The 13,282-nt window shown below is 62.9% G+C and carries 7 protein-coding genes and 2 rRNA genes; 2 read left to right on the forward strand and 7 right to left on the reverse strand.

Features of this window, described 5'->3' with window-relative positions; all coding sequences use genetic code 11:
- Positions 1–124: 124 nt before the first annotated feature.
- The 6 genes from HNR09_RS00845 to HNR09_RS00870 form a co-directional block, all read right to left on the reverse strand.
- A 23S ribosomal RNA gene (locus tag HNR09_RS00845) occupies positions 125–3,239 on the reverse strand.
- A 541-nt stretch (positions 3,240–3,780) separates the two neighbouring features.
- A 16S ribosomal RNA gene (locus HNR09_RS00850) occupies positions 3,781–5,311 on the reverse strand.
- Together the 16S and 23S rRNA genes form the textbook arrangement of a ribosomal RNA operon.
- A 707-nt stretch (positions 5,312–6,018) precedes the next feature.
- Entirely contained in the window at positions 6,019–7,347 is a 1,329-nt protein-coding gene (gene tyrS, locus HNR09_RS00855) for a tyrosine--tRNA ligase (protein WP_179540324.1), read from the reverse strand.
- Positions 7,348–7,400: 53 nt separating this feature from the next.
- Positions 7,401–9,764 (reverse strand): HelD family protein, encoded by a 2,364-nt coding sequence (locus HNR09_RS00860; protein ID WP_179540325.1) that lies wholly within the window; start codon positions 9,762–9,764, stop codon positions 7,401–7,403.
- 83 nt (positions 9,765–9,847) lie between these two features.
- Positions 9,848–10,534, reverse strand: coding sequence for a DNA-3-methyladenine glycosylase (locus HNR09_RS00865; protein ID WP_179540326.1), 687 nt, complete (start codon positions 10,532–10,534; stop codon positions 9,848–9,850).
- Between the two features lie 41 nt (positions 10,535–10,575).
- Positions 10,576–11,634 carry a GTP-binding protein gene (locus HNR09_RS00870; RefSeq protein ID WP_179540327.1) on the reverse strand — a complete coding sequence of 353 codons (1,059 nt, stop codon included), beginning with the start codon at positions 11,632–11,634 and terminating at the stop codon, positions 10,576–10,578.
- Between the two features lie 67 nt (positions 11,635–11,701).
- Between HNR09_RS00870 and ykgO the strand changes: the two genes are divergently transcribed.
- Complete coding sequence (gene ykgO / locus HNR09_RS00875; protein ID WP_179540328.1) at positions 11,702–11,824, forward strand: type B 50S ribosomal protein L36; 123 nt, start codon at positions 11,702–11,704, stop codon at positions 11,822–11,824.
- Positions 11,825–11,828: 4 nt separating this feature from the next.
- Entirely contained in the window at positions 11,829–12,590 is a 762-nt protein-coding gene (locus tag HNR09_RS00880; protein WP_179540329.1) for a class I SAM-dependent methyltransferase, read from the forward strand.
- Here the strand turns inward: HNR09_RS00880 and HNR09_RS00885 are convergent.
- Entirely contained in the window at positions 12,544–13,281 is a 738-nt protein-coding gene (locus HNR09_RS00885; protein WP_179540330.1) for a lytic transglycosylase domain-containing protein, read from the reverse strand. The two genes, HNR09_RS00880 and HNR09_RS00885, sit on opposite strands and share 47 nt — an antisense overlap.
- Position 13,282 lies beyond the last annotated feature (1 nt).

Below are 13,282 nucleotides of genomic sequence, written 5' to 3' on the forward strand. Positions count from 1 at the left end.
TGGGGGGGGGGTAGGGCTTATTGGTCAGGGACCGCCTAGTGGACGCGAGCACGCTAGTGTTCTCAAATGATTCTTGCAGAGCACCCATACCAGACACACGAAGCATGCGTATCAAGTATGTAGGTGGTGTAAGTGGTCGGCTTATTAGTACCGGTCAGCTTCACACGTCTTTAGTCCGTGCTTCCACATCCGGCCTATCAACCCAGTAGTCTAGCTGGGAGCCTTCACACCTCAAGGGTGATGGAGATCTTATCTTGAAGCCGGCTTCCCGCTTAGATGCTTTCAGCGGTTATCCATCCCGAACGTAGCTAATCAGCGGTGCACTTGGCAGTACAACTGACACACCAGAGGTTCGTCCGTCCCGGTCCTCTCGTACTAAGGACAGACCTTCTCAAATCTCCAACGCGCGCAGCGGATAGGGACCGAACTGTCTCACGACGTTCTAAACCCAGCTCGCGTACCGCTTTAATGGGCGAACAGCCCAACCCTTGGGACCAACTCCAGCCCCAGGATGCGACGAGCCGACATCGAGGTGCCAAACCATGCCGTCGATATGGACTCTTGGGCAGGATCAGCCTGTTATCCCCGAGGTACCTTTTATCCGTTGAGCGACGGCCCTTCCACACGGTGCCGCCGGATCACTAGTCCCAACTTTCGTTCCTGCTCGAGATGCCTCTCTCACAGTCAAGCTCCCTTGTGCACTTACACTCGACACCTGATTGCCAACCAGGCTGAGGGAACCTTTGGGCGCCTCCGTTACTCTTTGGGAGGCAACCGCCCCAGTTAAACTACCCACCAGGCACTGTCCCTGGACCCGATCAGGGCCCGAAGTTAGATGCCTAACAACACCAGAGTGGTATTTCAACGATGACTCCACGATCACTAGCGTGACCGCTTCACAGTCTCCCACCTATCCTACACAAGTGATGTCAAACACCAATACCAAGCTATAGTAAAGGTCTCGGGGTCTTTCCGTCCTGCTGCGCGTAACGAGCATCTTTACTCGTAATGCAATTTCGCCGAGTTCACGGTTGAGACAGCGGGGAAGTCGTTACTCCATTCGTGCAGGTCGGAACTTACCCGACAAGGAATTTCGCTACCTTAGGATGGTTATAGTTACCACCGCCGTTTACTGGGGCTTAAATTCTCCGCTTCGACCCCAAAGGGTCTAACAGGTCCTCTTAACCTTCCAGCACCGGGCAGGAGTCAGTCCGTATACATCGTCTTACGACTTCGCACGGACCTGTGTTTTTAGTAAACAGTCGCTTCCCCCTGGTCTCTGCGGCCCCAACCCGCCTCCCCGCAGCAAGTGCGGTTCACGAGTGAGGCCCCCCTTCTCCCGAAGTTACGGGGGCATTTTGCCGAGTTCCTTAACCGTGATTCTCTCGATCGCCTTGGTATTCTCTACCTGACCACCTGTGTCGGTTTGGGGTACGGGCGGCTAGAACCTCGCGTCGATGCTTTTCTCGGCAGCATAGGATCACCGGATCCCCACCCAAATGGTGGGGCCCATCAAATCTCACCCTTCACGGCCCCCGGATTTACCTAGGAACCAGGCTACATTCTTAGACCTAGACAACCATCGCTAGGCCCGGCTACCTTCCTGCGTCACACCTGTTAATACGCTTGGCTCCCCGGTTCAGGTCCCACGCTCCCCATACACGCAGACTCAAAGAGCCTGTCCAGTATGGTTCGGGTGGTTAGTATCACCAGTTCACCATGGGCGGTTCTTCGCCGGTACGGGAATATCAACCCGTTGTCCATCGACTACGCCTGTCGGCCTCGCCTTAGGTCCCGACTAACCCAGGGCAGATTAGCTTGACCCTGGAACCCTTGGTCATTCGGCGGACACGTTTCTCACGTGTCTTTCGCTACTCATGCCTGCATTCTCACTCGAACACGCTCCACCACAGGCTTCCGCCGCAGCTTCACCGCTGTGTTCGACGCTCCCCTACCCAACCCTCACCACAAGGATGAGAATTGCCACGGTTTCGGCGGTGTGCTTGAGCCCCGCTACATTGTCGGCGCGGAATCACTTGACCAGTGAGCTATTACGCACTCTTTCAAGGATGGCTGCTTCTAAGCCAACCTCCTGGTTGTCTAAGCAACTCCACATCCTTTCCCACTTAGCACACGCTTAGGGGCCTTAACCGGTGGTCTGGGCTGTTTCCCTCTCGACCATGAAGCTTATCCCCCACAGTCTCACTGCTGCGCTCTCACTTACCGGTATTCGGAGTTTAGCTGACGTCAGTAACCTTGTAGGGCCCATCGGCCATCCAGTAGCTCTACCTCCGGCAAGAAACACGCAACGCTGCACCTAAATGCATTTCGGGGAGAACCAGCTATAACAGAGTTTGATTGGCCTTTCACCCCTACCCACAGCTCATCCCCCCAGTTTTCAACCTAGGTGGGTTCGGTCCTCCACGCGCTCTTACACGCGCTTCAACCTGGCCATGGGTAGATCACTCCGCTTCGGGTCTAGACCCAGCGACTCAAACGCCCTATTCAGACTCGCTTTCGCTACGGCTGCCCCACACGGGTTAACCTCGCCACTGAGCACTAACTCGCAGGCTCATTCTTCAAAAGGCACGCCATCACACACCCAAAGGCATGCTCTGACGGCTTGTAGGCACATGGTTTCAGGTACTATTTCACTCCCCTCCCGGGGTACTTTTCACCATTCCCTCACGGTACTGATTCACTATCGGTCAGCAGGGAGTATTCAGGCTTACCAGGTGGTCCTGGCTGATTCACACAAGATTCCTCGAGCCTCGTGCTACTCGGGATACACTCACAGGCCGGCGGAACGCATTACGACTACGGGACTCACACCCTCTCCGGTCACGCACTCAACACGTGTTCGTCTATACGCCCGCACCTCAACCCCCAGGACTGGTAGACCCTGGACGGAATGTCCCACAACCCCGCGCACGCAACCCCTACCAGGTATCACACGCACACGGTTTAGCCCCATCCGCTTTCGCTCGCCACTACTCACGGAATCACTCTTGTTTTCTCTTCCTGTCGGTACTGAGATGTTTCACTTCCCGACGTTCCCTCCAACCGGTCTATACATTCAACCGGCGGTCACACACCATAACAGCATGCGGGGTTTCCCCATTCGGAAATCCTGGCTTCAACGCTCGGTTATCAGCTCCACCAGGCTTATCGCAGATTCCCACGTCCTTCATCGGCTCCTGCTGCCAAGGCATCCACCATGCGCCCTTTAACACTTACACCCACCAACACCCTACAAAAGGCATTGGCAGACAAAATACTCTACCAAGGACAACACAACACGCCACCACTCACAACGAGCGATGACCATGCGATGCTTGACCACGTTTCACATTAAGAAACAAAGATGCTCGCGTCCACTATGCAGTTCCCAAACAACAAACCCCACCACCATCACCACACACCCGCAGAGCACAAGAGGCTCCGAAGAGCCCCTGTGACCACGTTGCGCATGCGGCTACCTGCAGCCAGGGCAACAGATCCAGAAACACCAGACCCCAACCGATCACCAACCAGCGACCGATAACGAGGGCCTGTTGTCCCAGGACCCAACAGTGTGCCAAGCACCATAACCACCAGAACCAGTCCCGACGTTCCCACAACCACCCTCCCCCCTCACGGAGGAAAAGCTTCATGCGTACTTATCAGGACCGACACAGCGACCATGATGACTGAATGTTGATATTCCACCCTTGAGCAAACCACCAGCTGAACGACTGCCAGCATCAGATGGCGGACCCGAACTCGGGTCCAGCTCCTTAGAAAGGAGGTGATCCAGCCGCACCTTCCGGTACGGCTACCTTGTTACGACTTAGTCCCAATCGCCAGTCCCACCTTCGACCACTCCCCCCGGTAAACCGGTTGGGCCGTGGGCTTCGGGTGTTACCAACTTTCGTGACTTGACGGGCGGTGTGTACAAGGCCCGGGAACGTATTCACCGCAGCGTTGCTGATCTGCGATTACTAGCGACTCCAACTTCACGAAGTCGAGTTGCAGACTTCGATCCGAACTGAGACCGGCTTTTAGGGATTAGCTCCACCTCACAGTATCGCAACCCATTGTACCGGCCATTGTAGCATGCGTGAAGCCCAAGACATAAGGGGCATGATGATTTGACGTCGTCCCCACCTTCCTCCGAGTTGACCCCGGCAGTCTCCCATGAGTCCCCACCATCACGTGCTGGCAACATAGGATAGGGGTTGCGCTCGTTGCGGGACTTAACCCAACATCTCACGACACGAGCTGACGACAACCATGCACCACCTGTGAACCAGCCCCGAAGGGAAACTACATCTCTGCAGCGATCCGGTCCATGTCAAGCCTTGGTAAGGTTCTTCGCGTTGCATCGAATTAATCCGCATGCTCCGCCGCTTGTGCGGGCCCCCGTCAATTCCTTTGAGTTTTAGCCTTGCGGCCGTACTCCCCAGGCGGGGCACTTAATGCGTTAGCTACGGCGCGGAAAACGTGGAATGTCCCCCACACCTAGTGCCCAACGTTTACGGCATGGACTACCAGGGTATCTAATCCTGTTCGCTCCCCATGCTTTCGCTCCTCAGCGTCAGTAACAGCCCAGAGACCTGCCTTCGCCATCGGTGTTCCTCCTGATATCTGCGCATTTCACCGCTACACCAGGAATTCCAGTCTCCCCTACTGCACTCTAGCCTGCCCGTACCCACTGCACACCCGGGGTTAAGCCCCGGGCTTTCACAGCAGACGCGACAAGCCGCCTACGAGCTCTTTACGCCCAATAATTCCGGATAACGCTCGCGCCCTACGTATTACCGCGGCTGCTGGCACGTAGTTAGCCGGCGCTTCTTCTGCAGGTACCGTCACAATAAAGCTTCTTCCCTGCTGAAAGCGGTTTACAACCCGAAGGCCGTCATCCCGCACGCGGCGTCGCTGCATCAGGCTTGCGCCCATTGTGCAATATTCCCCACTGCTGCCTCCCGTAGGAGTCTGGGCCGTGTCTCAGTCCCAGTGTGGCCGGTCACCCTCTCAGGCCGGCTACCCGTCATCGCCACGGTGGGCTTCTACCCCACCGTCTAGCTGATAGGCCGCGAGTCCATCCAAGACCGATAAAATCTTTCCACCAGCACCCCATGCGGGGACTGGTCGCATCCGGTATTAGACCCAGTTTCCCAGGCTTATCCCAGAGTCAAGGGCAGGTTACTCACGTGATACTCACCCGTTCGCCACTAATCCACCCGTGCAAGCACGGGCTTCATCGTTCGACTTGCATGTGTTAAGCACGCCGCCAGCGTTCATCCTGAGCCAGGATCAAACTCTCCATCAAAAAATGAGAAGAAACCAGAACACACACCGCACCAGTCCCCAAGACACTGATGGACGATCATGCCGGAAAAACACGATCACCACAGCATCCCTCACAGGAACCAGCCAGGCATGCGATCCAGATAAAACGATCCTTAGCTGATACGTGACACCACCACGGGGGTGGCAGCATCACGCCAACCAAATAATCAATACTTTGGTATCAACAAACTTGGCACACTATTGAGTTCTCAAACAACAGGCGCTCCCGGCACCACCGGAAGAAAACCACTTACCTAGAATATCATATCATATTCTGTGTTCTTAGTTTTCGTTTCCGGATCGCTCCGAAGCAACTTTTCCATCCTAGAACATTTCGTTTCCGGCTGTCAAACCCGGTCCCGATCGATCCTCTGGACGGCAACTTCTCTATCTTACCCTCCTCGATCTCTCCGTGCAAACTCGGTGTCTCACCGGGTTTTCGGGCGCGATCGTCGAAGCTATGAATTTAAGAAGCTGTGCGACGAGAAGTCGCGAAGTGCTCTGGACCGGGTTTCTGCCTCTCGGCTTTCCGCCCTGTGCCCTGAGCACGAGAAGAGACTCTACACAGGGCTCGAGGCGTATGCAAACCAGAATCGGGGTGACCTGCATCTCTTACGGGAGAAGCCGCAGGATCGGCGTCCATAGGGCGCTGACCTGCGGCTTCTCTCGAGGAGGCAGAATTTCTGATCAGTCTCCGCCGCTGCGCACGATCGCGAGGTTCTTTTTTCCGCGCCGCAGCACCAGGTACTGGCCGAAGAGCCACTCGCCGGAGGACACGGGCACCTCGCCGTCGTCGACCTTGGTGTTGTTCACGTAGGCGCCGCCGTCCTTGACGGCACGCCGCGCCTCGGACTTCGAACCCACCAGTCCCGTCGCGACCAGAGCCTCTACGACCGTGGCAGACTCGGCCGGCAGCTCTGCCACCGGCAGCTCCGCCGAGGCGCCGCGCAGCGTGGGCTCATCGATCTCGGAGATCTCCCCCTTGCCGAACAGCGCCTCAGAGGCGGCGATGACCTTCCGTGTCGTCTCCTCCCCGTGAACCAGGGTGGTCACGTCCCAGGCGAGGGCCTTCTGCGCCTGCCGGGCGAAGGGGCGCTCCTCGACCTCGCGCGCCAGGGCTTCGATCTCCTCCCGGCTGCGGAAGGTGAAGACCTTGAGCCGATCGATCACATCGGCGTCGGCCTGGTTCAGCCAGTACTGGTAGAACGTGTACGGCGAACAGAGCTCGGCGTCGATCCAGATGGCGTTGCCTTCGGACTTGCCGAGCTTGGTGCCGTCAGAGTTGGTGATCAGCGGAGTGCCCAACGCATGGACGTGCGCATTCTCCACCCGACGGACCAGCTCAGTGCCAGAGGTGATGTTCCCCCACTGATCGGAGCCCCCGAACTGCAGGGTGCAGTCGTACTCGCGGTAGAGCTGCAGGTAGTCGAGTCCCTGCAGGATCTGGTAGCTGAACTCCGTGTAGGAGAGGCCCTCCTCGGAGCTCAGCCGTTTGGCCACCAGGTCCTTCTTGATCATGGTGCCCACCCGGAAGTACCTCCCGATGTCCCGGAGGAACTCGATGGCGCTGATTCCCTGGGTCCAGTCCAGGTTGTTGACCATGCGCGCGGCGTTCTCCCCCTCGAAGGAGATGTAGGGCCGGACCTGGTCCTGGATGCTCTGCACCCAGCCGGCCACGGTCTCCGGAGTGTTGAGCACACGCTCCCCGGAGGCACGCGGGTCCCCAATCAGCCCCGTGGACCCGCCCACCAGGGCCAGCGGCTTATGACCGGCCAGCTGGATGCGGCGCATCGTCAGCAGCTGCACCAGGTGTCCCAGGTGCAGGGAGGCCGCGGTCGGGTCGAAGCCGCAGTAATAGGTGAGGGTCTCCCCAGCCAGCGCCTCTTCGAGGGCGGTCTCATCGGTGGACACCTGCACGAGGCCGCGCCACTTCAGCTCCTGCCAGATGTTCTCGAAGCTGTCATCATTGCGCTGCTCGGTCAGCCCAGGGGTGTTCTCCACGAGGTTCTTCTCCATCACAACTCGTACGGTAGCAGTGTCGAGCCGCGATATGCCGCCCGACATTCAGGTCACTGCGCCTCGAACCCCGCCGGAAGATCTCCGGAGGAGACGACATGCAGAGACTGGGTCGGTCGGGTCAGCGCGACATAGAGGCTGCCGATCCGACCGGCCGCCTCCGCGCGCAGCTCAGCGGGCTCGGCCACCACGACGGCGTCGAACTCCAGCCCCTTGGCCTCGTCGGCGGTGAGCACCACGATGTCCTGGCTCAACGAACCCGCGCCATCCCCGACGCGATCGCCGAAACGTTCCCGCAGGGCCCGGCGCGCAGCCGAGTGCAGCCGCTCGGGCACGATGGCGGCCACCAACCCGTCCCCGACCTTCTCGAACTCCGCGGCCACTGCCTCCACAGTCCCGGGCACGACCTCGTCGACGGAGACCCGATCCACCGTCGGGGAGTGGTCGCCCTCGCGCACGGTCCGCAGCGACGTGATCTCCAGGCCGTCGGCACGCGCGACCGCCTCGGCCAGCGCCACGATCCGTCGCGGGGTGCGGTAGTTGACGGTGAGCTCCTCGATCCGCAGCCGCTCGCCCACGAACGGCTCCATCGCAGCCTCCCAGCTCAACGACGCCGACGGCGAGGACCCCTGGGCGATGTCGCCCACCACGGTGAAGGACTTCAGCGGGCAGCGACGCATGAGCACATGCCACTGCATCGGAGACAGCTCCTGGGCCTCGTCGACCACGACATGACCGTAGGTCCACGTGCGATCCACGACGGCACGCTCGGCGGCACTGAGCCGCCCGGTGGTCTCCTCGTTGAGAGCCACGACGTCCTCCGCGTTGAGGAAGCCCTCGATGCCCATCTCCTCCATCTGCGGAGTGGCGTTCTCCACCGCCCGGCGAGCATTCTCGAGCTGGCTCTCCCGAGCGGCCTTCTGCCGGGCCTCCTCGCGCCCGGCAGACTCGTCGAGATCTCCGAGCAGCTCGGCGGCCTCATCGAGGAGCGGAATGTCCGCCAGAGTGAACGGCGCTCCGGGCTTCCGACTGAGAAGTTCGCGTTCCTCGGCGGTCAGCTGAGGGGCCGCCGTCTTGAGATAGCCCGGACGGCTCCACAGGTCCTCCAGCAGGTTCCGCGGGGTCCGCGGCATCCAGCACAGGTTCAGCAGCACCCGCACATCACGGGCGGTGCGGACGTCCTCCACCAGATAGGAGCGATCCGCGTCATTGCCTTGGGAACGTTTGGCCAGAATGCGCTCCAGCTTCTCCGCGATGTCCTTGACCACGACCTTCACGAAGGTCGCCCGTGCCTCGTTGTACGGCTTCCCGGTGGCGCGTGCCCGCTCCCGGGCACGGTTGATCATCGCCGGGGTCACGGTGACCTTCACACCGTCGACCTCGACCTCCTGCGGGCCGGCGATGGTGCGCTGCCGCTGGGCGACCGCATCACCGATGACGTCGACCATGGCCAGCCGTCCCTTGATCTCCGCGACGCGCGGGTCCTGCTCCTCCACACCACGCACCCCGGGGTAGAGCTCGGCCAGCGAAGACATCACCACGCCGGTCTCGCCGAGCGAGGGCAACACACGGTCGATGTAGGACATGAAGGTGGAGTTGGGCCCCACGATCAGCACACCGGCGGACTTCAGCCGCTCACGGTGGCTGTAGAGCAGGTACGCCGCGCGGTGCAGCGCCACCGCGGTCTTCCCCGTGCCGGGGCCGCCCTGGACCACGAGCACCCCAGAGAGGTCAGAGCGGATCACCCGGTCCTGCTCGGCCTGGATGGTCGCGACGATGTCACCCATCTGACCCGTGCGGCGCGCGTTCAGCGCCGCCAGCAGCGCACCGTCGCCGTGGTTCTCGGCGGTCTCCTCCAGCAGGTCGGGGTCGAGGACTTCATCCTCCACGCCCTGGACCTCACGGCGACGCAGCATCAGATGACGCCGACGTCGCACCCCCTGCCTGTCGAAGGCGGTGGCCTGATAGAAGACCCCTGACTCCGGAGCGCGCCAGTCCAACATGAGTCGCTGACGCTGCGCCGTGGTCAGTCCGATACGTCCGATGTATCGGCAGGTGCCGCCGTCGAGGTCCAGTCGTCCGAAGACCAGCCTGTCGTCCACCGCGTTGAGCTGGGCCAGCCGATCCTGGTACATGGTCGCGAAGGCGTCGCGTTCGGAGACGTTCTGCATCGTGCCCTGCGCCCCGGTGCCGCGCACCTGGGACAGCTGGGTCTCCTTCTCCGCCCGGAGCTCATCGAGCCGGTGATAGAGCAGCGCCACATAGTCGCGCTCCTGGTCGACTCCGGCGTCGAGGGCAGGGACCGGTACATCGGCATCGGCGGGTTGATCTCTCACTGAACCTCCGGAGCGACCGTTGCGCACGGCCGGGCGATCCGGGACGACCTCGGACGGGCTCGAGCTGGTGGTGTCACTCATCAAGCGGATCGGCTCTCATGTCTGAAACAGATGACCACCCATCCTACCCGCATCGCGGTGAACTGGACATGACGACGTCGCCGTCAGCCCGCGTGCTCCTGGGTGGAGCTCCGCAGCGGGACGTTCCGCCCCGGACGATAGGCCGAGACGCTGGAGGCTCGGGCCACCCAGTATCGCCAGGGGAACTCCGCTCCACCGCCCGCTCCGGAGACGCCCACCCGTGGGCCGGAGAGAATCTCGGCGGCAGGCTCCGAGGGCGGGGCGAGCACGAACGCCGCGCCCTCCCCCGGGAGATCCACAAGCTGGTGCTCCTCCGAGGAGGTGAGCGCCACCGGCGTGGCATCCATCGACAAGGTGATGCCGAGCCCCTGACCCAGCCGTCCAGGTCCGGAGAGCAGCTTCACCCCGGTGTCGCGGCGCCGCCGCTCCACCGCCAGCTCATGCCCGTGGAGCACCTCCCCGGCTCGCAGCAGCACTCCCCCGGCCGTGCCCTCAGGGCCGCAGGCCAGGTTCAGACAGCGGTGGATCCCGTAGTTCAGATAGACGTAGGTGCGCCGCGGCGGGCCGAACAGGGAATCATTGCGTGCGGTGCGGCCGCGGAAGCTGTGCGCCCCCGGATCCTCACCCTGGTCCCCGTAGGCCTCCACCTCGGTGAGCCGCACGGTCACCGCACCCTGTGGGGTGGTCACCGTGAGTCGACATCCGAGCAGGGCAGGGGCCAGGGACGTGGCGTGGCCGTCGAAGAGCGCATCGAGCTGCTGAAGTTCCACGGCCCCATTCTTCCAGGGCCGCGCCTGCGAACCCCGCAGCCTCAGAGGTTCGGTGCGGTCCGCCAGTCCGGAAAGGGGTCCGGGAACGTGGCCCACAGCATCGGACCGGCGGCCAGTTCGTCGTCGTCGAGGGCCGCCTCGTCCAACGCCGCGGTCAGCCGGTCCGCGTCCAGGCCCAGCCCGAAGATGGCGAGCTCCTGGCCGAAGGCGAGCACCTCGTCCTCCGTCCGCATCTGATGGTCGAAGCTCAGCGGCTCCAGGGCGAAGCCGGCACCCACGTGATCCCACTGCGCGGTGACATGTGGACGTGTGGCCAGTCGGCAGAAGCCCGCGGAGCGCACGACCTGGCCGGCGCCGCGCTCGAAGAGGTACGTCTCCAGGACCGCATGCAGGCGCCCCGGGTGGAAGGGGCGCAGCTGCTCATAATGCACCACCGTCACGTCCTCGGACCGGATCGACGGGTCGAAGTCCGCATTGAGCAGGCTCACCCATCCGGCGCGCGTCTGCTCCTGGGAGTACTCCTCCTCGTGGACCGGGCGCGGCCCGACGGCGCGCTCCGCAGCACGGCTGACCGAGGCCTGCGGGCTCAGTGCGCTGAGCAGGGCCTCCAGGGTGTGGATGCGTCGGGCGGACAGCCCGGCCGTGTTGACCAGCACGATCTCCGAGGCGTACTCGATCTGCTGGACCATCAGCTCGGCGCGGGCGGCATGGTGGGTTCCGTCGAGAAGGGGCACGAAGTCCTCGGCCTCCAGGTCCGTGACGAGGTGCGTCGCGTCGACCACGCAGATCACCGCGCTCAGCCGGGTGGGCATGGAGGGGTCGGCGAGCATGCCGATGATCTCCATGGCCGGGGTCTCCAGCGGATGCTCCACGACCAGCCCGCTGGTCGCTCGCATCCGACCCAGCAGGGAGACCGCCTGGTCCAGCACCTCCGGCTCGGTACGCAGCCGACGCGCGGGCAGCAGGACACGCCCCTCGGACGTCGCAAGCCGTTCGGCGTGCTCCTGCCGCTCCGGGCCGCAGGCCCCGACGACGGCGACCACGTCCACCCGGCGTCCGATGCCGCCGGCCTCCGGGGCCTCCTCCGATGAGAGATCCATTCGCGTCCTTCCAGGGTCGAAGCGTATGATCACCGCTAATGCTAATCATTATCACTAGGAGGTCACAATGAAGGTCCGCAAGTCCCTGCGCTCTCTGAAGAAGAAGCCCGGCTCCCAGGTGGTGCGCCGCCGCGGCAAGACCTACGTCATCAACAAGAAGAACCCACGACTGAAGGCCCGGCAGGGCTGAGCTCATGCCCCGGCTCGACGAGTACGAGCTGATCGGCGAGCTCCATGACCTCTTCCTGGGCGAGGAGGTGTGGAGCTCGATCCGACCCGCTCTCCAGGACGCATTCGGACCGCTGCCGGAGACGGCGCTCGTGGCGGACATCGGGGCGGGCACCGGATTGAGCACCCGGCTGCTGGCCGGATGCTTCCCCGGGCGCCTGGCCGCGGTGGAGCCGTCGGCGCTCATGCGGACCGGCCTGCTGACCCGGACCTCCGACGACGCCGCTCTCGCCGCCCGGGTCAGCGTCATCGCCGGCACAGCACCCAGCGCCCTGGATCAGCTGCCGGGACCGCTCGACGGCTTCCTCTGCGCCCACATGCTGGGCCACCTGGAGAGCACGGAGCGTGGGGCGCTCTTCCGCGCGCTGAGCCGCCGCCTGGCCCCCGGTGGCGTCGGGATCGTCACCGCACCACGGCTGCGCCCCGAGCCTTCCGGAGAACCCATGGTCCACACGCGTCGGCTGGGCGGGCTGGACTACGTGGCCAGGTATCACCACCAGGACGCCGAAGACGGCACGGAGAACACCCAATGGCAGCGCTACGAGGTGCGCGACGGTGAGACCGTACTGCGCAGCCTCGAGGCGTCCAGCCGGTGGCGCACTGTCACCCAGGGTCAGCTGGCCGAGGAGGCGCGCCCCGCGGGGCTGCACCTGGAGAGCCTCTCCGACGGTCTCGCCGCGCTCAGAATGATCCGGCGTACCGCTCCGCCCAGTCGGCGACGTCGTTGATGTAGGGCACCGACCGGTTGTAGGCGCCGACTGCGGCGGCGAAACCGTCATCCGTGACGACCTCGCCGCCGCGCTCACACAGGAAGACGGCCGCCGTCAGGGAGGCGTCGTCGATGTTCTGCGGGTCCGGCGGGGACCCTACGCCCTGACCACCCGAGCCGTCCTGGGCGTGGAGCTCCCATGTCGTGGGGATGAACTGCATCGGCCCGACCGCGCGATCCCACTCGTCATCGCCGTCGAGCTCTCCGCCATCGGTGTCCGGGATCGCCGCGACCCCTTCTCCGCCGTCCAGCGCGATACCGATGATCGGCGGAGAGGCTGTGCCGTCCTCCGCCAGGGTCGAGCCCCCGTAGGTCCCATGATGGGACTCCACCTGACCGATGCCGGCCAGCGTGTTCCAGCCCAGGCCGCAGTCCAGATGCTCCTCACGCAGCCTCAGCGCCGCGCCCGCATAGGCCTCCAGGGCTCGGTCCGGAATCTGCACGACCTCGGCGGTCTCCGCCACCCAGTCAGGGTCGGCGAGCTCGCGGACCGGAAGCTCCGCCAGAGACTGCGCAGCCCGCGCCTGCTCGGAGAGCGGGGCGTGCCGTTGCACCGGGGCGTCAGGCAGTGAGGCGGCGCTCTCCTCGGAGAAGCCTTCAGGGGTTCCTGCACAGCCACAGAGCAGCACGAGGCCGCACGCCAGGGCCATG

Source organism: Nesterenkonia xinjiangensis (assembly GCF_013410745.1).
In the GTDB taxonomy this organism is placed as follows: domain Bacteria; phylum Actinomycetota; class Actinomycetes; order Actinomycetales; family Micrococcaceae; genus Nesterenkonia; species Nesterenkonia xinjiangensis.